At 58.4% G+C, this 26,877-nt stretch carries 19 protein-coding genes; 6 read left to right on the plus strand and 13 right to left on the minus strand.

Annotation, left to right across the window (positions count from 1 at the left end):
- Position 1: 1 nt before the first annotated feature.
- Positions 2–874: a GldM family protein gene (locus tag AC2D8O_RS01180; protein WP_484676946.1), complete on the minus strand. Its 873-nt coding sequence runs from the start codon at positions 872–874 to the stop codon at positions 2–4.
- A 17-nt stretch (positions 875–891) separates the two neighbouring features.
- Positions 892–1,536, minus strand: a complete 645-nt coding sequence (locus AC2D8O_RS01185; protein WP_484676947.1) for a DinB family protein — start codon at positions 1,534–1,536, stop codon at positions 892–894.
- A gap of 113 nt (positions 1,537–1,649) precedes the next feature.
- Here AC2D8O_RS01185 and AC2D8O_RS01190 point away from each other — a divergent pair, with 113 nt between their 5' ends.
- The 4 genes from AC2D8O_RS01190 to AC2D8O_RS01205 all read left to right on the plus strand — a co-directional run bounded on the left by AC2D8O_RS01190 (position 1,650) and on the right by AC2D8O_RS01205 (position 7,630).
- Positions 1,650–2,495, plus strand: a complete 846-nt coding sequence (locus AC2D8O_RS01190) for a class I SAM-dependent methyltransferase (protein WP_484676948.1) — start codon at positions 1,650–1,652, stop codon at positions 2,493–2,495.
- Between the two features lie 125 nt (positions 2,496–2,620).
- Positions 2,621–5,737 (plus strand): amidohydrolase family protein, encoded by a 3,117-nt coding sequence (locus tag AC2D8O_RS01195; RefSeq protein WP_484676949.1) that lies wholly within the window; start codon positions 2,621–2,623, stop codon positions 5,735–5,737.
- Positions 5,738–5,767: 30 nt separating this feature from the next.
- On the plus strand, positions 5,768–7,114 hold the full coding sequence (locus tag AC2D8O_RS01200; RefSeq protein WP_484676950.1) for an amidohydrolase family protein: 1,347 nt from the start codon (positions 5,768–5,770) through the stop codon (positions 7,112–7,114).
- A gap of 141 nt (positions 7,115–7,255) precedes the next feature.
- Entirely contained in the window at positions 7,256–7,630 is a 375-nt protein-coding gene (locus AC2D8O_RS01205) for a hypothetical protein (RefSeq protein ID WP_484676951.1), read from the plus strand.
- A gap of 564 nt (positions 7,631–8,194) precedes the next feature.
- On the opposite strand, the gene AC2D8O_RS01210 is transcribed toward AC2D8O_RS01205, so the two are convergent.
- From AC2D8O_RS01210 to AC2D8O_RS01225, 4 genes are all read right to left on the minus strand, one after another.
- Positions 8,195–9,175: a hypothetical protein gene (locus AC2D8O_RS01210; protein ID WP_484676952.1), complete on the minus strand. Its 981-nt coding sequence runs from the start codon at positions 9,173–9,175 to the stop codon at positions 8,195–8,197.
- Between the two features lie 71 nt (positions 9,176–9,246).
- Positions 9,247–10,716 (minus strand): acetyl-CoA carboxylase biotin carboxylase subunit, encoded by a 1,470-nt coding sequence (gene accC, locus AC2D8O_RS01215; protein WP_484678260.1) that lies wholly within the window; start codon positions 10,714–10,716, stop codon positions 9,247–9,249.
- A gap of 94 nt (positions 10,717–10,810) precedes the next feature.
- Positions 10,811–11,113 (minus strand): hypothetical protein, encoded by a 303-nt coding sequence (locus AC2D8O_RS01220; RefSeq protein ID WP_484676953.1) that lies wholly within the window; start codon positions 11,111–11,113, stop codon positions 10,811–10,813.
- A gap of 145 nt (positions 11,114–11,258) precedes the next feature.
- Positions 11,259–11,888, minus strand: a complete 630-nt coding sequence (locus tag AC2D8O_RS01225; RefSeq protein WP_484676954.1) for an FMN-binding negative transcriptional regulator — start codon at positions 11,886–11,888, stop codon at positions 11,259–11,261.
- An 84-nt stretch (positions 11,889–11,972) separates the two neighbouring features.
- Between AC2D8O_RS01225 and AC2D8O_RS01230 the strand changes: the two genes are divergently transcribed.
- On the plus strand, positions 11,973–12,713 hold the full coding sequence (locus AC2D8O_RS01230) for a hypothetical protein (protein ID WP_484676955.1): 741 nt from the start codon (positions 11,973–11,975) through the stop codon (positions 12,711–12,713).
- Here the strand turns inward: AC2D8O_RS01230 and AC2D8O_RS01235 are convergent.
- The 5 genes from AC2D8O_RS01235 to AC2D8O_RS01255 form a co-directional block, all read right to left on the minus strand.
- A complete protein-coding gene (locus tag AC2D8O_RS01235; protein ID WP_484676956.1) occupies positions 12,686–14,554 on the minus strand; it encodes a DUF3857 domain-containing protein in 1,869 nt (622 codons plus the stop codon). The genes AC2D8O_RS01230 and AC2D8O_RS01235 overlap by 28 nt on opposite strands.
- 62 nt (positions 14,555–14,616) lie before the next feature.
- Positions 14,617–16,614, minus strand: coding sequence for a transglutaminase family protein (locus AC2D8O_RS01240; protein ID WP_484676957.1), 1,998 nt, complete (start codon positions 16,612–16,614; stop codon positions 14,617–14,619).
- Between the two features lie 118 nt (positions 16,615–16,732).
- Entirely contained in the window at positions 16,733–17,248 is a 516-nt protein-coding gene (locus AC2D8O_RS01245) for a GNAT family N-acetyltransferase (protein ID WP_484676958.1), read from the minus strand.
- A gap of 187 nt (positions 17,249–17,435) precedes the next feature.
- Positions 17,436–18,734 (minus strand): PP2C family protein-serine/threonine phosphatase, encoded by a 1,299-nt coding sequence (locus AC2D8O_RS01250; protein ID WP_484676959.1) that lies wholly within the window; start codon positions 18,732–18,734, stop codon positions 17,436–17,438.
- 83 nt (positions 18,735–18,817) lie between these two features.
- Complete coding sequence (locus tag AC2D8O_RS01255; RefSeq protein WP_484676960.1) at positions 18,818–20,227, minus strand: exonuclease domain-containing protein; 1,410 nt, start codon at positions 20,225–20,227, stop codon at positions 18,818–18,820.
- A gap of 82 nt (positions 20,228–20,309) precedes the next feature.
- Between AC2D8O_RS01255 and AC2D8O_RS01260 the strand changes: the two genes are divergently transcribed.
- Entirely contained in the window at positions 20,310–21,287 is a 978-nt protein-coding gene (locus tag AC2D8O_RS01260) for a sodium:calcium antiporter (protein ID WP_484676961.1), read from the plus strand.
- 13 nt (positions 21,288–21,300) lie between these two features.
- On the opposite strand, the gene AC2D8O_RS01265 is transcribed toward AC2D8O_RS01260, so the two are convergent.
- On the minus strand, positions 21,301–23,391 hold the full coding sequence (locus AC2D8O_RS01265) for a SpoIIE family protein phosphatase (RefSeq protein WP_484676962.1): 2,091 nt from the start codon (positions 23,389–23,391) through the stop codon (positions 21,301–21,303).
- 80 nt (positions 23,392–23,471) lie between these two features.
- Positions 23,472–26,795, minus strand: coding sequence for a SpoIIE family protein phosphatase (locus AC2D8O_RS01270; protein ID WP_484676963.1), 3,324 nt, complete (start codon positions 26,793–26,795; stop codon positions 23,472–23,474).
- Positions 26,796–26,877 lie beyond the last annotated feature (82 nt).

Raw genomic sequence — 26,877 nt, forward strand, 5'->3', positions numbered from 1 at the left:
CTTACTTGACAATCAGGTCATACGTCAGTTCCCGCACCGAGTAAACCTCGGGTATGGTGCTGCTGCCTAGTCGGTTCACCTTGTCGGCCTGCACGTAGAAACGGTCGCCGGCCTTCAGCTTCTTCTTGAAGTCGGCCGACAGCACAATCGTCATCGTCTCACGTGTCTGCCCGGTTACGGCAGGGGCCACGGGCCGCGGCACCTGAATGCCGTTCTGGCCCTTCACCACTGCGTTGGTAATCTGATACCGCGCCTCGTCGGGCGCCACCAGCCGGAAGTCCGGGTCAGCGATTACACGCAGCTCCATTTCGTCCGTCAGCGACACTTCCGCCCCGCGGTCTATCGTCTGGCCATTCACTGCCAGCACCAGTTCGGGGCGCGGGGCGTCCACCACGCGGTAGGTTTCTTCAAACAGCTTCTGGCCATCCTGCGACACCGTCACCGTGCACGTCTCGCCCGAAGGAATCACCGAGTACGTGTAGCCGCCTTTCGGCACCACACCCGCCTGTGTCGCCGCTACCGACAGTCCACCTGTAAGACCGGTGCCATTCACGGCTATCAGGTTGTTGCAGCCGCGGTACATCACCTTCAGCTTGCTGTCCTTGCCGCCTTGTGCTGGGTGTATGCCCCGCACACTGGCGTCGGTGCCGGTTGCAGTGCTGCCAGTGCTTTTGCCATCGCGCTTGCCGGTTCCGCCTGTTGCAGGCTTGGCGTCAGTAGCGGGGGCCGCAGCCTCCGTCGTTCCGGTGGTGTCAGCTGCTGCATCCCCTTCCGTTTGACTGCCCTTGCTGCAGCCGCCTTCGCACTTGAACAGCAACAGGAGCAGCGCAATCACCACCCCTGCCAGTATCAGCTTGCCAGAATGTTGTTTCATGGTCAAAAATAGCCTGATCAGCCTTTCTTGCCTTTTGCCTTAACCTTCTTTGGGCCTTTGCCTGCGGGGAAGTTCGGGTCAGCCAGCACTTCCTTGATCTGGGCCAGGTGACGCTGCACGTGTCCATCCATAAACAGCAGCCACTGATAGCCGTCCATCGTGCCCACGGGCGACTTCATCACGCGCTCGCGCACCGGCACGGTCGACGTCTGAATCACACCTATCGTGCTGTCGCGGCGGGCCGTGAATGCCGCCATCGTCGCTTTCAGGTCAGGAAAGTTATTCCGTGGCTGGGCTGCCGCTGGCGATTCGGCTTTCCGGCTGCGGTCCATCACACCCGCCATTATCGCATCATCCTTGCCTCTAGTCTGGGCCAGCAGGCTGTCGGGGGCTTTGCCGCTCACGGCCATTGCCGTGTTGAAGTAACCCATCAGGCCACGCTCGGCCAGTACCATGTGCTCTATTACGTCTGCCACCGACCAGCGCTTGCCACCTTCGGGGCGCCAGTGAAGTTGTTCTTCGCTCAGCTTGGCCACTGTCTTCGCCAGTTCCTGGTTCGTCTTGCGGTATTGGTTTAGCAGCTTGGCACGCTCATCAGCGCTCATTTGGGCCTGCGCCTGCACAGTCACTGCAAGCAACAGGAAGAGAATCAGCTTCTTCATTATTAGGGGAGTAAGTGTCGAGAATGACCGAAAATTGGCACGAATCCGCTCCCCGTCCAAGCCTCCGCAAGCCTTTCTCCTTCCTTTCCTCACCTGCTTCCTATCTTCACCACGTGGCCAGCATCCTACATTCACATCGGCAGCCTTGGCTGCTGCGCTCGCGCTGGCTGTTGACACTGGCCCGCTGGCTGCGCCTATCACTCCTGCTCCGTAACCACTACATACGGGTAGGCATCAGCTACCTTGCGAAAACATTGCCGCCACAGGCGCATGTTCTCGACCTCGGAACGGGTCCCGGCGACCACGCAGTTTCCCTCGCAACCCTAAGACCGGACCTCCAGCTCACCTGTCTCGACCGCGAGTCTCACAACCTCCATTCCCTTCAGCAACTCCAGCACGGCACCAACCTTACAACGCTTCTCGCCGATGCCGCTCAACCTCTTCCTTTCCCCGACAACACCTTTCAGGCAGTTATATGCCTGTCCGTCCTGCAATACCTGCCCAACCCGGCCAACACCCTCCGCGAGCTGGCACGAACCGCCCAACCCGGCGCATATCTTCTGCTATACCTCCCATTACCACCTAAACGCCTCATGCCTCTGGCCATAAACTGGGCCGATCGCCACTCACGCACTACTTACGACAGCCTGAACCACCGCCAACACGACCCTCCCCTTGAAACCTGGCTGCAATGGCTCGAAACCACTGGCTGGCAACTACGCAAAGCTACTGCCACTTATGGTTTCTGGGGAAAACTCCACTGGGAACTCAACCACATTGGGCTGCAACTGGCCTTCACAGGCCCGTGGCTCCTGCGCCCCCTGGCACTCGCCTTCTGGGCGTTGTCCCTCCCCTTGCAGGGCATCTGCATCGCTCTCGATCTGCACTTTGCGGCCCAGCGGTTACCTGAACAAGGCAATGGCTGGCTGGCCTTCTTCGAAAATGTGAAGGAACGTTAACACTTCCTGACAGCATTAGCCATTGCAACACCTATGGTGTAAACTTGAGACAGGAGCAGTGCGCCTTGGCGTCCCGCCGTCCTTTTCAAGCATTCTAACCCAACTTCATTTCTTTTACAAACCCTATGATGCGACTTCGACCCCGTGCCTGGCTCGGGCTGCTCTTCGCTGCGCTCCTGCCGCTGGCAGGCTTGGCACAGCAGACAGCGCCTCCGTCTGGCCTCCGTACCAAGCCCCTCCGCATGCAGGCCCTCACCAACGCAACTGTGGTGCCTGCCCCCGGCCAGAAAATCGAAAAAGCGACCATTCTTATTCAGGATGGCGTAATTACTGCTATTGGTACAGGCATTGCCATCCCCGCTGGCACCCCCACAACCGACCTTAAGGGCCAATGGGTATACCCAGGCCTCGTAGATGCCTACAGCCATTATGGCCTGCCTGAAATCATGGCTACCCGTGGTTTTGGCGGTCAGGAAAAAAGCTCACGTCAGGGGCCTTACTATTGGAACATGGCCGTACAGCCCGAAGCCAACGCCGCCGACCTCCTGAAGGTCGATGCTGACCTCGCAGCCAAATACCGTTCCGCTGGCTTTACCTCTGTCCACGTTGCCCACAACGACGGTGTCATCCGCGGCGCAGGGGCCATCATGCTCCTCGGCGACGGCAATTCCAACGACCAGCTGCTCCGTACAGGTGTATCAGCTGGTGTGTCGCTCAGCAAAGGCAGCTCGCCCATGTCCTACCCCAGCTCGCTGATGGGTGGCATCGCCCTCATCCGCCAGGCTTTCTCAGACGCCCAGTGGTACGCCAACCAGACCCGCTATGCTGCCAGCAACCCTGGCACACCCAAGGTCGAGTACAACCGCTCGCTCGAGGCCCTCAGCCAGCACATGGCTAACAAAACCCGCTTCTTCTTCCCTGCTGGCAACGTCCTCGACATGTACCGCATGCAGGCCATCAGCAAGGAGTTCGGCGTGCCCTATGTGCTCATCGGCACTGGCTTTGAATACGAGCGCATGGACGACGTTCTGGCCTCCAAGCCCGAGCTGCTCCTGCCACTTACCTTCCCCACTGCTACCGATGTGGAAGATCCCGCCGACGCCCTCGCAGTGTCGCTCCAGAACATGCGCCGCTGGGAAGCCGCGCCAGCCAACGCCGTGTGGCTCCACCAGAAGGGCCTTACCTTCGGCTTCACCATGTTCGGCCAGAAGGACGTTGACGCCTTCCTGTCAAACCTCCGCAAGGTCGTAGCCCTGGGTCTGCCCGAAGCCAAAGCTCTTGAGGCACTCACCACCTACCCCGCTCGCCTCATCGGCGCCGACCGTCAGGTAGGCACCCTTGAGCGTGGCAAACTCGCCAACCTCGTTATCGTCTCCGGCAACCTCTTCACCGATGGCTCTGTCATCCGCGAAACCTGGGTAGCTGGCAGCCGCTATACCGTCAACCCAGCCCCTGCTGAAGACGTCCGCGGCAGCTATGTCATCCGTTACGACGGCCGTACCGACTCCGCCACCGTCGCTGGCGACCCCGGCAAGCTCTCCCTCAAGGTCAAGCGCGGCCCCAAATATGAGCTCGCAGGTGCGGTTGTTGCCAACGCTGGCAGCTACCTCCTCACCTTCGCCTCTGACACCACCAAGGGTGCCCCCGCCTACCGCCTCCGCGGCAGCCTCGTTGGCGAAACCCTCTCCGGCTCCGGCGAACTCAACGGCAAGCCCGTAACCTTCTCCGCCGACCGCTGGAAGACCCATACCACCGACGCACCCAAGCCCGGTGAAGCACCCAAGCTGGCCGACATCCCCACCAACGTACCTAACTGGGCATACGACTTTGTGGGCGCTGGCATGGCACCGACCCTCAACACCGTCCTCATCCGCAACGCCACCGTCTGGACCAACACCGCCCAGGGTATCCTCCAGAACACGGACGTACTGCTCGAAGGCGGCAAAATCAAGGCCGTAGGCAAGAGCCTCCAGGCACCTGCGGGCACTGTCATCGTTGACGGCACCGGCAAGCACCTTACCGCCGGCATCATCGACGAACACACCCACATCGCTACCGACCGTGGCGTCAACGAAGGCACCCAGGCCGTCAGTGCCGAAGTGCGAATGGGCGACAACCTCGACCCCACGTCCATCCAGATCTATCGTCAGCTGGCCGGTGGCGTCACCGCCGCACAGGTGCTGCACGGTTCGGCCAACCCCGTCGGCGGCCAAAGCCAGATCATCAAGCTCCGCTGGGGCACCAACCCCGAAGGACTCCGCTTCGAGAACGCCCCCAAGTTCATCAAGTTCGCCCTCGGCGAAAACGTGAAGCAGACCCACTGGGGCGACGCCTCCAGCCGCTACCCCAAGTCGCGTATGGGTGTCGAGCAGCTCTTCAAGGATGCCTTCCAGGCCGCCAAGGAGTACCAGGCCGAATGGGATGCCTGGCGCAAGGCTGGCGCTGAAAAGAGCGGCAAGCCCGCCCCCCGCCGCGACCTCGAACTCGAAGCCCTCGCCGAGATTCTCCGTGGCGAGCGTTTCATCACCTGCCACTCCTACCTCCAGAGCGAAATCACCATGCTGATCCGCCTGGCCGAGGAAATGGGCTTCAAGGTCAACACCTTCACCCACATCCTCGAAGGCTACAAAGTGGCCGACAAAATGGCCACTCACGGTGCCGCTGCGTCTACCTTCGCCGACTGGTGGGCCTACAAGAACGAGGTATACGAGGCCATCCCGCATAACCCCGCCCTCATGGCTGCCAACGGTGTCAACGTCGCCATCAACTCCGACGACGCCGAAATGGCCCGCCGCCTCAACCAGGAAGCTGCCAAGAGCGTCAAGTATGCCGGCATGAGCGAGGAAGAAGCTTTCCGCATGGTATCGCTCAACCCCGCACGTATGCTCCACATCGACAACCGCGTCGGCAGCATCGAAGCCGGTAAGGACGCCGACGTTGTGCTCTGGGACAACAACCCCCTCAGCATCTACGCCCGCCCTACCCAGACCTATGTGGACGGCCGCCTCATGTTTGACCTCAAGAACGACCAGCGCATGCGCGAAATCCTCGCCGCCGAGCGCACTCGTCTCGTGGCCAAGCTTCTCGCCGCCAAGAAGTCCGGCGCCAAGGCTACCAAGCCCGCCGTCACCTTCTCCTGGGGCGAAATCTCCGCCACCGGCCACATGTGCGACTACACCTTCGACTTCATGTCCGGTGCCGAACTCTCCGCGCAACACGCTGATCACCAGCACGGCAAGTAATCCATCCTTACCGTTTTTGTACCGACTATCATGATTCGCAATACATTCCTCGGTCTGGCCCTGGCAGCCGTGCTTCCGCTCACAGCAGTGGCACAGGTTACGCCCACGCCAGCTCCCGCCCAGGATAAGCCCATACTCATCACCGGCGCCACCCTCAACATTGGCAACGGACAGGTGATCGAGAAGGGCCAGATCCTCTTTCACAAGGGCAAAATCGTCGCTGTAGGCGCCACTGTCTCGGTTCCTGCCGAGCTTCAGGGTGCACTCCAGACCATCGACGCCACCGGCAAGCAGATTTACCCAGGCCTCATCGGCACCAACAGCCAGGTGGGCCTCGTCGAAATCGAGCTCGGCCTCAACGCAATGGTAGACCACACCGAGTTCTCCAACCCGGACAACCCCAACGTGCGCGCCATCGTCGCCTACAACACCGACAGCCATGTGCAGCCGACCCTTCGCAGTAATGGTGTGCTCATCGCCGAGATAGCCCCCCAGGGTGGTGACATCTCCGGCATCAGCTCCGTCGTCAACCTCGACGCCTGGAACTACGAAGACGCCAGCATTGCAACCGACTTTGGCCTGCACATCAACTGGCCCGACATGCGCCTCTTCGGTGCCGATCCTGTGGCCCAGGGCAAGTCGCGCGAGAACCTCCAGAAGAAGCTCGACGCCATGCAGGCCCGTCTCGACGAAGTCCGTGCCTACGCCGAAGCCCGCAAGGCCGGCCGCGTAGCCACCATCGACCTCCGTCTCGAGGCCCTCATTCCCTTCGTCCTCGGCCAGAAGCCTGTCTTCATCCACGCCGAACTCGTGCCCGCCATTGAAGCGGCTGTGGCCTTCGCCACCCGCAACAAGCTCAAGGCCGTGCTCGTCGGTGGCTACGACGCCTGGCGCATCCCCGAGACGCTCAAGCGTGCTGGCATCCCCCTCATCTACAGCACCCCCCACGCCCTGCCCTACCGCAACGACGAAGACTACGATCTCCCCTACAAGATCCCCAAGCTCCTCGCCGATGCCGGTGTTACTTTCTGTATCTCCAGCCCCGAAGATGGTGCCGGTGTCTACTGGAAGTTCCGCAACCTGCCCTTCTGGGCTGGTACCGCAGCAGGCTGGGGCCTCGGTAAAGAGCGCGCCCTGCAGTCCATCACCCTCGACGCAGCCCGCATCCTCGGCATCGCCGATCGCGTAGGCTCGCTCGAGGCCGGCAAGGACGCCACGCTCTTCATCTCAGAAGGCGATGCCCTCGACATGCGCTCTTCCCGCATCACCCGGGCCTTCATCCAGGGCCGCGACGTCAACCTCGACAACAAGCACGAGCAGCTCTACCGTCGCTTCCAGGAGAAGTACCGCCAGCAGAAGGCTGCCGCAGGCCGCTGATCTGCACCTGTCCACTTCAACGCACAGCGCCGCTCCCCACCAAGAGCGGCGCTGTCATTTTGTAGCCCTCTGTACGCTTCCGTCACCTTTGGCACAAACCTTGCCGCTCCTCCCGTTACCCTATCCATGCTTGACAGCCACATGAAAACCCACCTCATATTGGCGTTGGCCGCCGTACTGGCCCTCGGCACTGCCGCCATGCGCCCAGCCCCGCTCCCTTCCACCACCGCCCGCCAGACCTCCGATGCCGAATGGAAGCAGCGCCTCGTCGGCAAGTGGAAGTACACCGGCACCGTCCCCTACACCGTCGAGTACAAGTCCGACGGCACCTTCAAAACCCCCACCGCTTCCGGATATTGGGACGTCAAGGAGGGCAAGCTCATCACGGGCCGCGAAACCCAGCTGCTCATCAAGTCGCGCAAGACCGAGCAGGCCGACATTGTCTCGCTTCAGGGCAACGTCCTGGTGCTCCGCCGCAACGGCGACGTCACCTCCTACGAGCGCACCACCGACTGACTCCGCACTACCCAACTGGCACCCATCCAGTTACCCATCTCGGTACCCACCCAGATGCACTCCCCAGCCCGACCCCGGGCTGGTTTTTTATTGCCATCCGCCACGACACCCTCAGCGTCTTCAACCAACCACCCCAGCCCCGTCATTTCGAAGGTTGGCGGAGCCTTCCTGAGAAATTGGAACATCCCGGTTTATCGGGACTACTTTTGGGCGGCTTGCCGCCCTCATAGCCCGCGCCTCACTGGCCTTCTCTGAAGGCCAAAGGTAGATTTCTCGCTCACGCTCGAAATGACGTGCCTTGGCTTGGGTATACCCCCTCGTCATTTCGAGGCCCGCAGGGCCGAAGAAATCTTCCCTCGGCTCACCGCCCGCACCAAACACCTCACCACTTCCCCTTTGCACGTCATTTGGAAGGTGCCCAAGCAAGGCCTTCCTGAGAAATTGGAACATCCCGGTTTATCGGGACTACTTTTGGGTTGCCCGCGGCAACCCCGCTTTACTGATGAAGAAGGCGGCAAGCCGCCTACAGGTAGATTTCTCGCTTACGCTCGAAATGACGCCGGATTATTGCTTGATTGACTTGATCAACTCCACCAGCGCATTATTCTCTGTAACATCATTCTTTTGCCGATAAAAGGACGGTGGTGCGTAAATCTTCCGTATCGCCTCTGAAAGCATTTTCTGTCGTGGGGTTTGGGTTTCCCCTTCATCTGCCATCTTGGATGAATACAGCAACATGGTCTCAGCAATCGCTTTTTTATAAATATACTCCTCCAACATACGCTGATTGATAAAATAATTTCTTATAGACAAGATTAGTAAAAGAACAATTGGCGAAAATTTGAGATAATGAATTATTAGACTATTTATACTTCCATTGACAACAGAGGAACTACTATAGTTAAAACATAGACCTAAGAATAAGACTGCACATGAAACAGCAAGCCAAGTATCAACTGATTTCCGTCGGTCCTTAATTAATCCATCAAAATATTCAGACATACTACTTGAACCCTTTTTCACTAATTCGCCAGTGATGTCTTCTTTTACTTTTTGAGCATCTGCAAGAATTTTATTTAACTCCTCTTCCTTCAATGCTAATGAATTTCTAATCTCTATAATCTCATTATGAATATTCTGATTTTCAACTGCAACTCTAGAATAAAAGGCCCAAGGATACGAATCAATGAAATTAATTATATCGTGGCAAATTATATCAATATGATTACTATTTTTTGTATCGATAAAAGTTTGATGCTTTGAAACTAGTTCATCAACAATTCTACCAAATTCTTTAAAAAAAGCATTGTATCTACTATTAAAAGCATTTAATGTTTGGGTCAAATTAGCCGAACCTTCAATTGAACTTAAAACTATATCTGCATGCTCCAACTTTAGAAGTTCTACACGCCCAGAGTAGTACTTAAGTATATCTTCGAGTTTATTACCTTTTACGGCATTAAAAGCAGGCTTGTACTTCTCTTCATATATCGAGAAGAACAGTGCCTTTTGCTCTTCAAGCTTCTCAATCCTTTTCGATTCCATACCCCCAAACTACGCAAAAACGCCCGGCGGTTAGCCAGGCGTCAGCACAAGTTGTACAGCAAACTGGCCTCTCAGTCCAGTTTCACAGGAGCCGGAATGGCAGTGCCGCTCTGCCACGCTTCCTGTTGCAGAATACCGGCAATGGCGGCGGCCACACGGTTCTCGTCGTCGGTCAGCGGACGGGCCAGCTTGTCCGGCGTAAAGTAGCGGCCCACAAAACTGGTGTCGAAGTCGCCACTGCGGAAGGCCTCATGCGCCATCACAAACCGGCAGAAGGCCAGTGTCGTCTCGCACCCCGAAATCCGGTAGGCATCTATCGCGGCCATCATCCGCTCAATGGCGTCGGCGCGGTCTTTGCCATGCACAATCAGCTTGGCCAGCATGGGGTCGTAGTAAATCGGCACCTGCATGCCCTGGCGATAACCGCCGTCCACGCGAATGCCGGGGCCGGTCGGCTCGTCGTACACCTCCAGCCGGCCAATATCGGGCAGGAAGTTGTTGGCAGGGTCTTCGGCATACACCCGCACCTCTATGGCGTGGCCGTTGATGCGCAGGTCGTCCTGTGCAAAAGGCAACTGCTCGCCGCGGGCCACCCGCAGTTGCAGTTCCACCAGGTCCAGCCCCGTAATCATTTCCGTCACAGGGTGTTCCACCTGTAGGCGGGTGTTCATTTCCAGGAAGTAGAAGTTCCGGCTCTCGTCCACCAGAAACTCCACCGTACCGGCGTTGGTGTAGCCGCAGGCATGGCACACGCGCACGGCGGCTTCGCCCATGGCCTTGCGCAGTTCGGGCGTCAGCACGGCGCTGGGCGCTTCTTCCACCACTTTCTGGTGGCGCCGCTGCACCGAACACTCCCGCTCAAACAGATACACGCAGTTGCCCTGCGTATCTGCCAGCACCTGCACCTCCACGTGCCGCGGGCCCTTCACATACCGTTCGATGAACACGGCATCGTCGCCAAAGGCGCTGCGGGCCTCGCTCTGGGCCAGCTGCATCTGCTCCTCAAAGTCTTCGGCACGCTCTACTATGCGCATGCCCTTGCCCCCACCGCCTGCGCTGGCTTTGATCAGCACCGGAAAGCCCACTTCAATGGCCGTCTGGCGTGCGGCCGCTACGTCGGTAATGGCGGTGTCCAGGCCCGGCACCAGCGGCACGTTGAACTGCTTGGCGGCTGCTTTGGCGGCCAGCTTGCTGCCCATCTGGTCCATGGCTTCGGGCGTCGGCCCCACGAAAATCAGCCCTGCCTCTCGCACCTTCCGTGCAAAGTCCGCATTCTCGCTCAGGAAGCCGTAGCCCGGGTGAATGGCGTCGGCTCCCGTCTGGCGGCAGGCTTCCAGTATCCTGTCGCCGCGCAGGTAGCTCTGGGCGCTGGGCGCAGGACCCAGCAGCACGGCTTCGTCGGCAAACCGCACGTGCGGCGCATCGGCGTCGGCCTCGGAGTACACGGCCACGGTGGCTATGCCCATCCGTTTGGCGGTCCGCATTACACGCAGGGCTATCTCGCCCCGGTTGGCTACCAGCAGCTTTTTCATCGCCAGCAAAGATAGCACAACCCACGGCCCACCCCGCGCCACCGCCCCAAAACCAAAAGAGGTCCCAACAGGGCCTCCTTTGATATGCCATTCCTCCTTACGCTCAATGAATCGGGTAGGCACCCATGTCGGCGGGCAGTGCCACCCTCAGCCACTGTATGGCCACATCTTTGCCTGTCAGTGTGTAGCTGTGCTGGTCGTTGGCCAGTTTCACTACGTTTTTGCTGGGGTCGCTGGCGAAGAAGTTGCCCTCGGCGCTCATTTCATAGCCAGCCACGGCGGCCCCGGCCGTGCCTTGCTTCAGGGCCACAGCGTCTTCTGCCTTCTTTGAACAGCCTGCCAGCAGCAGGGTAGCCATGATTGCCATCCCGGCCATCCGATAGCGATAGTTGGTTGTAAGGTTCATGCCGCCGCTGCTGGCACAAGCCACGCCAAAGCACCCAAATGGCCCAATCCGCCTGAAAGGGGCTGCTTCACGGTCATCTACACTACCTTCGCTCAGTTGCACCATCCGCTGGAACGTGCGGCCGTCTCAGGTCAGTGTGGTGCCCTTACGACTTCCTTGCAAATCGCTCCATCCACTTCGCCGTCTCCTGGTCCTCGTGCCGGCTGCTGCCAGCCAGCTGTGCAATGATTCGCTCCATATCCCCCGCGCTCCGGTTCTGGCTCAGTTTGAAGGCGCCCTGCACTTCGGCCATCTCCAGCTCAAAGGCCACGATTCCTTTCATCAGCCCTGCCATTGCTTTGTCGGTTACGCGCTCTGCCATTACCCACTGCCCACCTGCGGGCTCATAGGTGTCTACAAGCCGCTGCAATACCCCCAGCACTGCCGCGGGCTCGCGCAACACGCGCACCGGCCCTTGCACATGCACCGCCACATAATTCCACGTCGGCACGGTCTCGGTGTCTTTATACCACCCCGACGACACATAGGCGTGTGGCCCCTGAAACACCGCCATCCCTACACCCTCCTGCTCCAGTGCCTTCCCCGCCGGATTCCCCCGGCTCACATGCCCTTCCAGATAACCCTTCCCCTCCCGCTCTACATACTGCAGCGGCAGGTGCGTTACCAGTGGCTGGGAAGTGTCCTGCGTTAGAATCAGTTGAGCAAACGGATAGGCGCGAATCACTTCCAGGTGCCGCTCCGCATCCTGTTCCTTGAAATAGGCCGGAATATACATACCCCAAACTAGCAATACCGCTGCCTACTGCGCTCACTTTCCAGCCACGTTCACTAATATTGACACATCAAGGCCACTTGATTCATGCGCCACATCTCCAAACCCATTCACAAAGCCAGCGAACTCATTTATACGCTGCTCTTCTTCGCCCTGACATGGCTGGTGATACGAGTTCTGATTGCATGGGGTGTCCCCTGGCTGTATGTACTCGCCCTGCCTCTGCTCGTCGTTGCAGCAATACTGCTGATCGCCGAAGCCTGGAGCCTCACAGGAAGCGAAGAAATTGAAGTAAATGCCACGGGCATCACTGCCCATACCCACTGTCTGGGCTGGAGTCAGGAAATCACAGTCCACTGGGCCGACATAACCCAGTTGGAACTCACCCCCAAGTGGACCTACTCCTCCGACAACCCTGCCCCACGGCGCATCGACAGGCTTTCCAGAGTTCCTTTCTTCACCAGCTACGGCCAGCTGCGCTTTAAAGCCGCTGGTGAACCCATGCACCTGGGGGTATGTCTCAACCGGGCGCGGGCACTCGATATCATCCGCCATGCATTGGCACAGGGCTGGTTAGCACCGTGGCAGCTTTCGCGGGCCACCGAAGCCTACATTCACCCCGTCACTGAAACTGCCCAGAAACCCGTCGCAGCCGCACCCGTGGCACAACAGCCCGAATCTGCTCCCGACGCCGCAACACAGGCTCCACTGGCACCGCAAACCTCCGACATGGGCACTGGCGATTCCCTTTCTACTGTAGCAGAAACGCCCGCAGAACCCGCTCGCCCGGCAGACACGGATCAGCTGCCACCCACCAGCATCAGCTGAATAGCATCGGCGCGCTTCACCTGCTGCACAAACGTCCGGAAAGCCTTGTAGCCACTGGCTGGTAGCCGGTGTTTCGCTTGTCGCAGCCGGCGTATATAGGTAAACTGCTGAGGCGTAGGCCCTGCCACAAAACGCGCCTCATAGCTGCCGACTTCGCTCTCCAGTTTTACAGCTTCCGGCAGTTGCTCATAGCGAAGGCTTGACGGCAACTGCACTTCCACGCTGTCCACCCACTCTTGCGGAAAATCAAGCCAGATGGGAAGGGTGCGCTCCTGTTCAGGCAGTTTAACATCGGGCAGGTGCGTCAGGAAATTCACTTTCAGCAGCCTTCGGTTGCCGGCCGAAGTCAAAAGGCCACTTGCCTCCAGGTGGTAACGTACTGTCGGCGCTTCGGCTCGGGCGTCCACCTCACGGCAGTCTATTGCCGACAGCATGGCTGTTTCCCGCCCCCAACAGCGGCGCAGAAAAGTCTCCCGCACCGTGCCCGACTGCTGATACAGATAGCCCCGTGCTGCGCTGGCGCTCAGGCCACTGTAACGTACCGCTACATCCATCGTCACAAGACCGTCCGTGTGCACCCGCAATATATTGCGCTTCACTTCCCGGTTCATTTCCATGGCTAACAGCGGCGTGCGGCAAACCCGGCCCCCGGTCTCGTCCAACACCACCACCTGCCTGTCCATGGTAAACGTCCCATTCTCTCCCAGCGGTGCTGCCTGGCTCGTAGCATCCACCCACAGCGTGTCTTTTCCATTCGGCACCATCGCGATCACATGGTCAAACATCTGCCGCGGCAACCGGAAGTCACCCGTTGCACCATGCAGTCCACTCTCCACCAGCACCAGATGACCCGTAATCCCCACTTCCTTCAGCATCGCCAGATAAAAGTTTGACAGCGCCTTGCAGTCGCCATACTTTTTCTCCGCCACCAACTGGGCCGGCATCGCCTGAAACCCTCCTATCCCCAATTGTATACTTACATACCGCGTATTGTCCTGTAGGTAGCTCAGGATCGCCCGCATCAGCGCCAGCCGGTCCGGATACTGTGCCTTCATGGCGGCCAACTGTGTCTTCACGCTTTCCGGGAGCACGTCCCGCCCTTCCTGAAGTGCTTTGGAATAACTCCCAAACTCCGCCCACGTCCGCTGCTTTCCTACCCGGCCAGCATAGCTGAATTCCTCCAGTGCGAAATCCACGCGAAACCAGCGGAGCGCTCTGGGTGGCAGGTAAGGTCCTTCCACATTCGCAGTCTTTGCATTTCGCAGTTCCAGCTGATACACTTCTCCATCGGCAGTTGTCGTAACAGAAGGCGAAGGCGCTCCATTCTGCGCCAGATAATTCAGTTTAAGCCCTGGCGCAACGGTCAGCTTCATGCTGCTTACCTCCACCGCGTGGCCGCCCCAATTCGGCAGCCAGGGCGGCAGGAACATTGTCTCTTTACTCTCTTCAAAATACTCCCACTCTACCGTGTAGGGAAATGGAGCAAAGGGAATGTCAGCCGCCTTTATTCTTTGATCCGAGGCCAGCGTCCCCGCCCAGTCTGGACTGAAATCCAAGATATCGCTGCCTTGCAGCTTTTTCACTACCTGGCCCGTCGAATCATACACCACGATCCGGATGCCACTCAGTTTCGATGAGCCCGTCAGGTAAACTGCCGTAAAATGCTGTATCTGCTCACGCCCTGCTTCATCAAAAGCAGTCAGCACAAAATGACGACGGATCTCGCAGCGGTCTACTGCTTTCACTTTTATCTCCATATCGTCCCGTCGTACCACCGCATGGGCACCTGCACGCAACACTGCCGGTATGCTCGCCACCGGATACTGTGGCTCAGGCTTCATAGCCGCTGCATTTCCTGTCATTACGACTGCCCACAACAGCAGACACGTCATCCACACTTGTTTCATTTCTTCTTGAATACAATCGGTTCCTGCCCCATTCGCACTGCCACATCAAAAAAGCCCATAATAGCCGAATACTCCGCCTGATCGAAGAATGGCTCAGTCACCCGCACCCGCAGTAGCATCGACAGACGACCATTGGCATAACTCACCACCCTGCGCATTTCACCACCGTCGTTGGGCAGTTTGCAAATCACTGAGCGAGGCAACTCCAGTGGCTCATAACCAGCGGGCAACTCCAGGTCCAGCACGTAATTATACTCCTCAGGGCCATCCAGCTGAATAGGCAGTAATCGGGTCATTCGTACAAAGGGATTGCGCCCAAGGCCTGTGACAAGCACTGGATCCATTACCAGTTCGTCCCCTGCTGCCGTTGCGTAGCCTTCCACCCGAATATCGCCTTCCAGCGAAACCCCACCACGAAGCGTATCGCTGTCCTTTTTGGCAATTGTATCTGCCACCAACTCCAGGCCGCTCAGCTGCAAAACATGCTCCTGAAGATACTCCGCCACTTTCGTTTGCTTACTCCCCCGATACTGGTGCGCAAATACACCTTTCATTGTATGCGAAATCCGCCCTTGCAGTTCTCCTGTAGGCGTCAACTTGCCTCGGAAACTGGTAAATGACAGACTCTGATAATTCTCCCGAAGGTTTGTAAATCCGTACGTCTTCTCCTCCAGATTCACAAGCATTGCAATGCCGTTACGATAATCCTCTCTGGGCAGCTCTCCAAACGGAACTCCCTTCTCGTGTGCATCCGCGTACACATACTGCCCATCGCCAAAGAAGTCAAATGCCGCAATCGTGTGGTTGAACTGCTCGGTGGCCACGTAGTTCTCCACGGCATACGAGTGGTCACGCGTACTCAACACCACCGGGTGCACCTTCAGCCCGGCTTCTTTCGCAAGCGCTATCACCAGGAAATTCATCCCGGCGCTGCTCGCCTTTCGCTTCTCCAACAGCTCGTCCAGCGCTTCCGAGAACATGCTCTTCTCTCCGTCCCACGCTATGTTCTGCTGCACATACCGGTAAATGGCAATGGCTTTCTCTTTGTCTGAGGTGGCCCCAGCCAGAATACCCGGCAGCAAATCCCGCATCTGCCCACGGATACCCACGCCAAATCGGTTCCCGAAGTTGCTGTTCGTCACCAGATAACCCACCATTTCCTTCCATCCAAACTTCGCAAAGAATGGAATCATTGGTGCCGATACCTCCGTGAGTGTAAACCGTATCCGTGTGCGATAGTTGTTCCAGTTGCCACACAGCGGCTCATCCAGCAGGGCCGGCACATTACGGGCCGTAAACCGTTGCACTTCGTTGCGGTAATGCACTGTTCCCGCTACCGATTCGTAATTCTTCTCCTGTATCAGAAAATCCGTCTCGCCATTCACCAACATCCCAAACTGATAGAACTCGGGGTACTTGAACTCAAACATCTTGTAAACCACCGGTATCTGCTCCTGAAAGTACATCTCCGGCGACAGGTCCATGCCATACCCTCTGATAGCATATCGGGCCTCCACAACGCATCCCGCCACCACACCCGGTATTGGTATTCGCACACGCTTCACGGTCGAATAGGCCTTTTCGCGAAATATGTCATCGCGCTCCAGCTCCTTCACTTGCAGTTTGCCGCTGGCATCTGTTGTATAAATCCGGACGTCCAGCTTCGTGAGTTGGGTATTCTGTCCCAACAGCAGATATAGATCAGCCTGATGCAAGCCATTGGCATCCAGTATTTTGGTCCGCTTGGTTTCCTCGCGGGTCGTAACCATCCGCCCCGACGTCAGGTCCGTCTCCATCCGCACGATCTCCTGCAACACCACCGCGTGGCTGTTGGAATCAGCAATGGCAGGCCGTTCTCGCACCTCCTCCACACTTACCTGCCCAAACTTTTTCGGGTAAATTATCTGACCTTCTAGGCCACTGAACCCACCAAAAACAAACAGACTCAGCAGAATAGATATCCTGCCGATAGCCAGACCAGAATGCCAGTTCATTGGACCGCGGACAGATTAGAGCTTAATGAAAGCCCAAATCTAATAGCACATCCACGCAAAACAACTTTAATAAACAGTCAATATGGCCTAATCAGCCAGCCATCTTGACTTCTCGCCCCTACCGCTTCTTGCCCGGCCAGGTGTAGCGCATCTCGTTGGTGGCTACATAGCCCAGTTGCTCATACATCGGGCGGGCCGAATCGCTGGCGTGCAATACCACACTGAAAACATCGTGGCTGTCGGCCCACGCATGCAGCGTCTCCATCAGCTGGCGCGCTACGCCTTTGCGGCGCCAAGCAGGTTCTGTCCATACATTGATTACCAGCCCTTCGCGGCAATAAGGCTGTATGCCACCCGTCACTGACGGCCGCGGCAATATCCACCGCACCTGCATACCTGCCCCACCCACTATCTCCATAGGCTTGCCGGGCACGTGTGCCAGCCACCCCCGATAATCGGCGCCTGGAATGGCAAAGCGAAGGTACTCCGCCGTCTGTCGATGAAGTTCCGGTGCGTAATGTGCATCCAACCGCCCCATCTCTTCAAACATCGCACACCGATGACGGGCGATCGTCTCAATATCCTGAACGGTCGCTTCCCGAATGATGACGGTATCTGTCTTGCTCGGTGCCATGGGCATGCGGCCAATCTACAGCACCACACCCCACTCCCACGGCCCCCAATCCAAAATATTCGTTAACAATCTTTCGATTTTGAAAACACCTGTTCTCTTTGGGCTGTTTTGCCCATTTTGCCTAGTAGTGTCCAAAAAAGAGACTCCCGCATTTGCGGCAACTACTTTCAGCGTCACTACCGCATGCTCACGCCCCTACGCCCAGCAGCATCACATCGTCAATCTGCGCTCGGCTACCCCGCCATGCCTCAAACCGCTCATGTAACAGCGCCTGTTGCTCGCTCATTGTTAACCCAGCCGCATCTGTCAGAATCTGTCGCAGCTGTGCCGGTGAGAACTTCCGCCCATTCGGCCCACCAAACTGGTCGGTAATGCCATCACTGAACAGGTACATCCTGTCGCCGGGCAGCAGCTCAAACCTGTGTGTCTCAAATTCTTTGGCGCTGTCAGCATGCCCGCCTATGGGATACTTGCTCCCTTTGTACTCCACAAACTCCCCATTCCTGAATACATAGAGTGGCCGAAACGCCCCTGCATATGCCACTTTGTAGCCTTTGCCTGTCTGTGGCGTCAGTACGGTGAGGCAAACGTCCATACCGTCCTTTATCTCCTTCTGGTCTTCGTCCTGCCCCAGAAACTGTCGTATCCGCGCATCCAGTGCACCCAAAACCTGTGCGGGGTCAATACCCGCCACCGGGTCATGGTCCAGTTCACGCAACACTTCATTCAGGCCGGTATATCCCACCACAGACATAAACGCCCCAGGCACACCGTGGCCTGTACAGTCTACCGCAGCCAGCACAGCCTGGCCATTCAACGCATTGAAGTAGTAGAAATCGCCAGATACGATGTCCTTCGGCTGATAATACACAAAGCTCTGGGGCAGCATTTGGCGCATGCTCTCCAGTGGTGGCAGCAACGCCGTCTGTATGCGCCGCGCATGCGTAATGCTGTCGATGATGTCCTGGTTCTTCTCTTCAATCTCTTCTTTCTGGGCCAAAATCTCGGCTTGCAGCCGCAGACGCTCCCGGATATCCCGCGCGTTGATCAGAATGGTCGGCCGGCCCAGGTATGAAATCACCTTGCCCGAACACTCCACGGGCAGCAACTCACCATCGGCCCGCCGAAACGGAAGGTCTTCGTAAATCAGCCCTCCCTGCTCCCATACAATGCTGATCTTCTCCGCCGACAGTTGCAGCAGACTCTCCGGGTGCAACTGAAAAATCGTTTGCCGCTTCATCTGCAACGGCGTGTAGCCCAACAGTTCTGCCGCCGCCGGGTTCGCATAATGGATTCGCCCGTCCGCAATGTCAACAATCAGAATGGCGTCGTTGGTCTTCTCGCTGATGTCTACGAACGCATCACGGTACAGCTCCACTTCGGCCTCTCGCAGTTTCCGCTTCCGGCTAGCTATAATCACCAGTACCAGCGCAACCAGCAGCAGCAGGCACACGCCCAGAAGTAAAGGCACCATCATTGTTGTCATCGCAGTTCAGCAGAAGAGGAGGAAGTGAAACTCAGCTATTCAAGTTACGCCAAGTCGTCTGGCATGGTTCACCCCCAGTGAAATTATACGGCTTGCTGGCGGCCTTCCCGCCACACAATTACCTTGTCGCCGTGCGGCTGCAACAGATACCCACGCAGAATTGCCTGCACATGCTTGTTGTCTGCATAGGGCGTAATCAGGTCGCGCACTTCGTCCAGCGAAGTCGGCGCAAAGTCAAGGTCGGTGTAGGCAAAACCTCGGTACCGGTGCCCTTCCACCAGCACCACACTCCGCTCTCCTGCTGTGCGTCCGCGGCCCAGCACCACGAAGTGCTCATGCGGATACGTAAAGCTGTCCAGTGCCTGTTGCAGCTTGGCGTTGTGCACCTCCGCGCTCTCGGCCCCACAGCAGGCCCCCGCGCACTTCTTGATCTGGTGGTTGAAGCAGGCTTTACCATCCGGCCGCCGGTCAAGCCCCATCAGCTTCGGGCAGATGCCAAACTGGTCTGCACGGCTGCTCAGGAATGTCCGCGCCCGCCGCATGTTCTCCACCACCATCAGCGGTGTGCGGCGCTGGTGAGCACCCGAATACTCCTTGGCATATAGATACCGATAGCCCCGCTCGTCTGTGTCCTGGAAAATCCCCGTCCGAAAACCTCGCTGACGCTGCGCCCGGTTGAAGGGCGGCGCCAGTCGCTTGATCTCATCGCTTTCCAGCAGTAGGGCCAGCAGCTCGCTGCCCGTCTCCTGCCACGTCACATCGGCAAGGCTCTGCTTCAGTTGCAGGTGATTCTTCCGTTTGAAGTCTACCTGGAAGTGGCTCAGTACCCGCCGCCGGATGTTCACGCTCTTGCCCACATACAGCACTCGGCCCTCTTCGTCATGGAAGTAATAAACACCGGTGGCCTCGGGCAGATTGTCCACTACGGTCTTCTCCAGCTTTGGCGGCAGCAGGCCACTCGATATCTCATCTGCCACCACTTCGCTTCCCACCCCCTCGGCGTCTATGTGCAGCAGCCGCTCCAACAGTTCGGTGGTCGCCGCAGCGTCCCCCATCGCACGGTGGCGGTTCTCTATAGGTATCCCTACCGCCCGGCACAGCTTGCCCAGCGAATAGCTCTCCAGCCCCGGCATCAGCTTGCGGCTCAGTCGCACGGTACACAGCGTCCGGCGACGGTACACAAACCCCAGCTCGGCAAATGCCGCCTTCAGAAACGAGTAATCGAAGTGCGAGTTGTGCGACACGAACACACAGCCCTCCGTCAGCTCCACCACCTGCTTCGCCACTTCGTAAAACTTCGGCGCATCTGCCACGTCGCTGTCCCGAATCCCTGTCAGCTGCTGCACAGCACGTGGAATAGGCCGCTCAGGGTTCACCAGGGTCTGCCACCGGTCCACTACGCGCGCACCATCGTACCGCACAATCGCGATTTCGGTTATCCGATCTGCGGGCGGCTGACCACCAGTGGTTTCCAGGTCGATGACGGCGTACATGCAGGCTCTCTGTCCAAACGCAAAATCGGGTTTTTCCGTATCCGTCCGACGGCCTTCCCGTCAATCTGCCGTAACTTTCAGCATGCATTCTACTGCGATCTGGTCCGGCGTTTTTCTCCTCAGCCTTGCCACACTCATTCTCGCATCACGCCGCTTCACTGTTTCGGCCGAACGCATGGGCCTTGCCCTTGGTATGTCACCCTTTGCCACAGGCGTGGTCATCGTTGCAATAGGCACTTCACTGCCAGAGCTCATCGCCTCACTCCTCGCTACCCTTCAGGGCAGCAGCGAAATCGTCGCCGGCAACGTCCTCGGCAGCAGCCTCTCCAATCTCCTCCTCGTGCTTGCAGGCATCACACTGGCCACACGCTCCGTCGTCCGCCTCGGCGACCAGTACATCCTCATCGACCAGAATTTCCTGCTCGGCTCCTCAGCCCTGCTGGCCTTCTGCCTCTACGACGGCACCTTCACTCCCCTTGAGGGTATCTTTGGCCTCGTTGCCTTTACGCTTTACAACTTCTATCTCTTCCGCGAGGGCAACACAGGCGCCAACCTCATCATCTCCGATACCCTCCGCCAAGACCACCTCGCTGGAAAACTCCGCCTTCTCCTCAGCCGCGATACACTTATCCTCATCGGCACGGCTGCTCTCATTTTTGTCGGCGCCAAATACACCATCGAGTCGCTCGAAGTACTCGCTACGGGGTTTGGCATCAGCAAGGCCATCATCTCCGCCACGGTGCTCTCAATAGGCACCACCCTGCCCGAAGCCGTTGTCAGCATCCAGGCATCCCGCCAGGGCAAAGCAGACATAGCCGTGGGCAATATCCTCGGTTCCTGCATCTTCAATGCCCTTTGCATTCCGGCAGTCGTCAGCCTGGTCAGCTTCTCTAACCTCACCGTCTCGCCCGAAACCCTGGCCCTGCCCCTGCCCTTCTTTCTGGTAGCAACACTGCTGTTCTACCTCCTCACGCTCGATAAACGCATCTCGCGCTATGAAGGGCTGCTCTTCCTCCTCATCTACCTGCTCTTCGCAGGTAAGGTAAGCGGGCTCGTTTAGTCCCCCTTTACCCTTACATCCGCACGCCCAGCAGCAGCCAGTCGTCCAGCTGCTCCTGTTCACCCTGCCAGGTTTTGAAGAAGCGTTCCAGCTCAGCCTGTTGCTGTTTCAGCGGCAGGGTGCCCGTCAGGCTCAGGGCCTCCAGCAGACGGCGCTTGCCCATCTTGCGGCTGTTCGGCCCGCCAAACTGGTCTTGCAGACCATCGGTAAATACATACAGTTGGTCGCCAGCCTCCAGTGCCAGCGAATGGCTCTCGAACGGCAGCGCTGGCTTACCCAACACATTGAAACCCAGTGGCTGGCGCACACCTGTCAGTTCGTTCATCTTTCCACCCCGCAGCAGATACAGATGCCGGTTGGCACCAGCCCACTTCAGCTCGCGGGTAGCGGGGTTGTAACGGCCCAACAGCAGTTCCATCCCGTCATACACCTGCGCCTCACCTGTTTTTTTCTTCAGCCCGCTGACAAGTGCGTCACTCAGCCAGGCAAGCTGCTCGGCAGGCGTGTGGTCGGGCATTTCCTGCACCAGCTGATTCAACAGCGATATCCCCAGTACTGACATAAGCGCCCCAGGCACACCGTGGCCTGTCGCATCGCCAATCGCCAGGTACAGCTCGCCCTGCCGCTCGGCCAGCCAGTAAAAGTCGCCACTCAATACCGCCTTCGGCTGATACAGAAGGAAGTGTTCTGGAACAAACCGCGCCAGTAATCCCAGATCTGGCAGCAGGGCATGCTGTATACGGGCCGCGTAATCCAGGCTCTGCTGCGTCTCGCGCGTCTGGCGCTCCAGCATCAGGCGGCGCATCTTCTCTTCCGTAATGTCCAGCTCTATGGCAATAAACCGCTCCAACACGCCTTCTGGCCCAAACACAGGCGTGATACTCAGCGACAGCCAGTAGGGTGTCCCGTCTTTGTGATAGTTCAGAATCTCCTCCTTGAACGGCTCCCGCAGTGCCAGCTTCTCCCGTATGCGGGCCACGGTGCGCTTGTCGGTCTCGGGCCCCTGAAGCAGGTGCCCCGGCTTGCGGCCCCGTACTTCGTCCAGTGTATAGCCCGAAATACGCGTGAAGCCTTCGTTCACCCACTCTATCAGCCCTTCCGCGCTGGAAATGATCACCGCATTGTCGGTCTTCTGGGCCACTGTGGCCAGTTCGCGCAACTGGGCGTCACGGGCCTTCAGGTCCTCGTTCTGCTGGGCAATCAACCGGGCCTTGCGGGCCAGTTCTTCGTTGGTGGCCTCAATTTCCTCCTGCGCCTGCCGTATTTCCTCGGTTTGGGCTGCCAGTTCTTCGTTCAACTCACGCAGGCTCTGCTCGGTCTCCTTCTGCTTGGTGATATCCGCCTCTATGGCGATGAACCGCACCAGCTCGCCCTGCCGGCTGAACACTGGCGTGATGCTCAACAGCAGCCAGTAGGGCCGCCCGTCTTTGTGGTAGTTCAGGATTTCCTGTTGGAAAGCCCGCTGAAACCGCAGGTTTTCCCTGATTTTCTGTACCGCATCGGGGTTCGTCTCTGGCCCCTGCAGAAAGCTGCCCGGCTTGCGGCCTTTCACTTCCTCCAGTGTATAGCCCGATATCCGCGTGAACCCATCGTTCACCCATTCGATTGCCCCTTCCGGTGTTGTGATGATCACCGCGTTGTCCGTCTTCTGCGCCACTACCGAGAGCTCCTGCAACTGCAGGTCCAGCTTCTTCCGCTCCGTTACGTCGGCTTCTATCGCGATGAACCGCACCACTTCACCCACGTCGTTCCGCACAGGCGTGATGCGAAGGTCCAGCCAGTAGGGCGTGCCGTCTTTGTGGTAGTTCAGGATTTCCTCCTGCACCGACTCGCCGGCTCGCACCTTGTTCCCAATGCGCTTCACCGTCTCGGCATCCGTATCAGGCCCCTGCAACAGGCGGCCGGGTGTCCGCCCTATCGCCTCGTCAAATGCGTAGCCCGAGATGCGTGTAAAAGCCTCGTTCACCCAGTCGATCCGGCCATCCTTGTCCGTGATGATAACGGCATTGTCGGTTTTCTGCGCCACTATCGCCAACAGCTCCAAGGTGGAGTCTTTGCTGGCGTCAGTGCCGAAAAGGTTTCTTAGCAGGGGAAGAACAGGCATGGTTTGTTTGTTTCAACGTCAATCCATCCCATAACCCCCTACCCCGTTTGCGGGTTCCGCCGTGTGGACAATAATGGCTATCAGCCCAGCCGCAGCCCCACCATCAGGATGTCATCCACCTGGGGTAGCAGGCCCTGCCAGTCGTCCATTTCCTTCTCCAGTCGGGCCAGTTGGGCGGGCAATGGCTCGGGCGCCACGTTCAGCAGCAGTTCGCGCATCCGCGTCGCCATGAACTTCCGCCGGTTGGGCCCACCAAACTGGTCTGCATACCCGTCAGAGGTCAGGTATAGCGCATCGCCCGCCTGGTACTTCAGCACAATCGTAGTGAACGGCTCTTCGCTGGTGTGCTGGCCGCCCACGCCGTTTTTGTTGCCCGAAAACTCCTTCAGGTCTTTCTGGTGATAGAAATACAGTGGTCGCCGCGCCCCTGCAAACCGCACCACGCCTTCCGCTGGCTCTATCACAACCAGCGCCACATCCATGCCGTCCTGGCTTTGGGCGCTACCACCGGTTTTAACCTGCCGCAGCAGGGTTCGCACCCGCAGGTCCAGCTCGTTCAGAATGGCTCCGGGGTCGTGTATGCCGTTCTCATTCACAATCTGGTTCAGCAGGGTGTTGCCCATCACGCTCATGAAGGCGCCCGGCACACCATGGCCCGTGCAGTCCACCACTGCCAGTACGTGCAGCTGGTCGCCATCGGCATTCCGTCGCCGCGAATACCAATAGAAGTCGCCCGATACGATGTCCCGCGGCCGGTTCAGCACAAACACCTCGCCCAGATACTTCGCCAGTTCGCTCGACACCGGCAGCAACGCCTCCTGTATCCTGCGCGCATAGGCTATGCTGTCCGTGATGTCCTTGTTCTTCTCTTCAATCTCGTGGTAGGCTTCTTCCAGGCTCTCGTGCTGCCGCTTGATCTCTTCGTTCGCCTGTTCCACCGCCACTTTTTGCAGTTGCAGTTCCTGTGTCCGCTCGTCCACCTTCATCTCCAGTATCCGCTTCTCCCGCTGGATGGACTTCAGCCGCATCTGAGAGAACAGATACACAAACAGTGCCGCCAGCCCTATGTAGCCCAGTAGCGCCCACCACGTACGGTAAAACGGTGGCTGCACCACAAATGCATAGCTGGCTTCTTCGCTGATGTGGCCGTACAGGTTGCGTGCCCGCACATGGAACACGTAGTTGCCTTCCGGCAGGTTGGTGTAGTCTTTCCGGTTTTCCTTGGTCCAGTTGCCCCAGTCGTCGTCGCGACCCTCCAGCCATATCTGATACTCGGTGGCTTCGGGCAGTTCAAAGCTGTTCGCAGCATAGGTAATACGCAGCGCCCCAAAGTTGTAGGGCAGTTCGCGCAGCTCACTTTTGTGCTGGTTCACTTCAATCCGCGCCGAGTCCGGATTATAATATGTCCCGCCAAACAGCAGCGTGTCCGTACGGCCCAGCTGTTGCCGCACCGACCGTATGTAAGACGCAAAAGGTGCCGTGTAGGGCCGCTTCAGTTGCGTGTCGTAACGGATCAGCCCATCAAAGCCGCCCTCCCACACAATGCCAGCCATTTCGCCCTCGTGGTCTATATACTCCACGGTGTTCACGTTCTGGGTCACGCGCTTCAGCGCCTGTTCGGCCACCACCTGATAGCGCCCACCCGGCTGCCGCAGTGCCAGCCAGAAGCCACGGTCGCCCGCTACCCACAGGTTGCCCCGCGTCCCGTAGTCCGAAACCGCGTCCAGCTGCCTTACCTCGCCCCCCAGCAGACTGTAGAGTATCGTGTCAGGCAGAAACGTGTTCCGGTCATTGTCATAGGCATAAAGCCCCTGCACCGTCTGCATCAGCACACGGTCAGCCGCCCGGAACACCCGCAGGTTGCCCTGGGGCAACTCATTGCCCGCATTCAGCAGCGAAATCACGGGCTGCGCACCCGCAGGATTCTGCACCCGGAACAGCCCTTGCCCAAATGTCGCCAGCAGCAGCGCCCCGTTTTCCAGCTCTACCATCGACCGCACTTCGGCTTCCAGCCCTTCCGCCCGACCACCGTCTTTCCAAGCCTTGCCATCCCATTTCAGCCGGGCCAATCCATCGCGCAGGCCTACATACACAGTCTGGCCATCACGGCTCCGCAGAAAACTGCGCCCACTGTACCCGGCTATCCGTCGCGGCTTGCCCAGACCTGTCAGCAGACACAGGCTGTCCGGCCCTTCCGTCGCCACCAGCAGCCCTGCTTCCGTGCCCAGCAGCGCCCACGCCGGTGAAGCAATAGGCGTCGGCGCAAACGCTGCCAGCGGCTGCCCACCTTTCAGCTGGAACACCCCCAGATTGGTGGCCGCATACAGCTGGCCTAAATACCGCGCCAACGCAGACACGCTCCCGGCCAGTCCCGTGGTCTCGTCGTACTGCGACAGCGGCCCCTGCACCTCCACCCGCGCCAGGCCGTTGTTCAGCGCCAGCCATAGCCCTTGCTGGTGGTCGGTATGCAGGTAATACACCTGTTGGTCTGGCAGGCCCGTCTGCTTGTTCAGGCTTTGCAGCACGTTGCCATCCAGGTCCGTCACTATGGCCCCACCCGTTAAAGTGGCAAAAGCCATCCGCCGGTTCTTCAGCGCAATGGCGTGGTAGATCTTGTGTTCGATGAGAAACGGTGCGCTGGCAAACGGCATCTCCAGCAGACGTGTCCCTTCATCCAGCCGCATCAGCCCTGCCCCACGCGTCACAATGCAGATGGGCTTGCGGATGGTGTCGGCTGGCAGCGGAAACATCGCAAACACCCGCTCCTGCGCAAAACGCGCCCCAAAGGGTGGCAGGTGCAGCGAGTCGCCTGCGATCTCCATCAGCCCTATCTCAACCTGGCGCACAAAAAAACGGTCGTACGCAGCAAAGGCGATGTCGAAGCGTGTCTCGGCACGCCATACCCGAATCGGCTCATTGGCCCTGAAACGGAAGACCCGGTCCGCCGTCTGGAAAAACACGCCGTCTTTCGTCGCGTAGCACTTCCACACGTCGGCAAACTGGCGGTCTTCTTCCGGCACCAGCCCCAGCAGCGATACAAATCCCAGCCGCCCCACCGAATCCGGCGCCAGATAGCCGAAGTCGCCCACCGCGCCCACAAACACCGTCCCGTTGCCATCCACTGCCAACGACCGCGCACCCGTCTGGTTGCCCGTCACAATCAGCCGCCACGACGTCGCATCATACTCCAGCACCCCGGCGCTGTTTGCCACATACAGCAGCCCACGCTTGTCCTGAACCACAGCCCAGTTCTGCGCCTCGCCCACGTAGTCCTTTACCCCAAACGTCTGCAGAAACGGCAGCCCCGCTTCCAGCCTGCGTCCGTCCTGCTGGCCCCAGCCACACAGTGGTAACACCCCCATCAGCACATACAGAAACAGCCGCCACAGCACTTGCTTTGCCATACCCACAAACTACGGCATTTCCACTGCTCGCCCCGCAACTGGCACTTTCCCTTTCTTCACTTTCCTCCCTTTGGGTTATACC

Source organism: Pontibacter sp. T17 (assembly GCF_057219875.1).